Origin of the sequence: Vibrio sp. S9_S30, from assembly GCF_014694455.1 — a bacterium.
Lineage (GTDB): Bacteria > Pseudomonadota > Gammaproteobacteria > Enterobacterales > Vibrionaceae > Vibrio.
Genome location: NZ_JAAUWT010000086.1, coordinates 1 through 1,430, shown reverse-complemented (window position 1 = coordinate 1,430; position 1,430 = coordinate 1). Strand labels below are relative to the sequence as shown.

The window sequence follows — 1,430 nt, the reverse complement described above, 5'->3', positions numbered from 1 at the left end:
TTCTTATAAATTCTCGACTAAGTTGGTGTTTTGGGCTTTGTGGTCTGGTTGCAACAGGTTTTGTTGTCTAAGATGTCGTTCATTGAATGCAAGCGAAGTGCTTCATTGCCAAGTAAGTCTATTTGTTAGTGTCGCTCTAACAAAAGCTTCAAACCGACAGCCAACGCGTGGCATTTTTGGTTTGCGGTGATTTCAGTGTTTAAGGCGCAATGCAGCAGCTTGTTTTGTGCGTTGTCTGCGGTTTAAGCTGGCGTTATAGCGCTTTGAAAATTCAAGGATTATCAGGTTATCGAAAGTTGCTGGCTTCAGTGTTTTCGAGTTCGATTCCTCAACCATATCTAAGGTGGGAAGTTCTCTACAAGCCAAGTTTCTGTGGGATTTCATGCCAATTAGAAATTCCGGATTTTGAAGTTTGGTTTTCGGTTTGTTCTTCTAAATTCTCGACTGAATCGGTGTTTTGAGTTTTGTGGTCTGGTTGCAGTAAGTTTTGTTGGTTAAGATGCCTTTCATTGAATGCAAGCAAAGTGCTTCATTGCCAAGTAAAGTCTGTTTGTTGGTATCGCTCTAACAAAAGCTTCAAACCGACAAACAACGCGTGGCATTTTTGGTTTGCGGTGAGTTTAGTGTTTAAGGCGCAGTGCAGCGGCTTGTTTTGTGCGTTGTCTGCGGTTTAAGCTGGCGTTAGGCTTATTGAATGGAGTGCGCATCCTATGTTGAAAATCTTAGCTCCTCTAGCAATTTATTTTACAGCCTTTTGGATAAGTTTTATTGTTGACGATAAGGTATTTAACGGCTTTGAACTAATATTTTTATCATCCGTTGCTAGCTTAATTTGTGGAGTAGTCCTTTATAAACTGAAAAAACCGTCAAGCCTCTGCCTCGATAGGAGTGATTCTCGACCGCTTGTTCGTAGACAGTTTCCTTTAATTTATATGGCCGTTGGCGTGATCCTTGTGGGGTTTTTAGCCCTCCACACTTCCGCTGGTAGATCTTTTGAAGTGATAACACATGTAAATGATAAGCATGAAAGGTTCGGTAAAGCTGGGAAAGTGTATATTATTGATATCGTTCACGTAGAGTACGGGACAGTACGTTTAAGAGTACCTAAGGAAATGTGGTCAGAACTAAACGTAGATACTCCGATACTGTTAGAGTTACAAAAGAATTTACTAGGATTACATGTTGTAAGATCCTTTGAGCCACTGCATAACTAATCAAAATAAGCATAACAAAAGCTTCAAACCGACAAACAACGCGTGGCATTTTTAGTTTGCGGTGAATTTAGTGTTTAAGGTGCAATGCAGCGGCTTGTTTTGTGCGTTGTCTGCGGTTTAAGCTGGCGTTATGAAGCAGCTAGGAAAATGTAGTAAAATTATAGGGTAAGGTTCAATATTTGCTTTTTGTCTTATCATGATTTGAATCTTTCCCAA

Annotated in this window: 1 protein-coding gene; it reads left to right on the top strand. The window is 40.1% G+C overall.

Features of this window, described 5'->3' with window-relative positions; all coding sequences use genetic code 11:
* The first annotated feature begins 710 nt into the window (after positions 1-710).
* Positions 711-1,214 carry a hypothetical protein gene (locus tag HC752_RS24135; RefSeq protein ID WP_190337720.1) on the top strand — a complete coding sequence of 168 codons (504 nt, stop codon included), beginning with the start codon at positions 711-713 and terminating at the stop codon, positions 1,212-1,214.
* The last annotated feature ends 216 nt before the right edge of the window (positions 1,215-1,430 follow it).

Bases quoted from the DNA above. Each gene is read 5' to 3' on its own strand.
- HC752_RS24135 (WP_190337720.1), top strand. From the start codon at position 711: ATGTTGAAAATCTTAGCTCCTCTAGCAATTTATTTTACAGCCTTTTGG.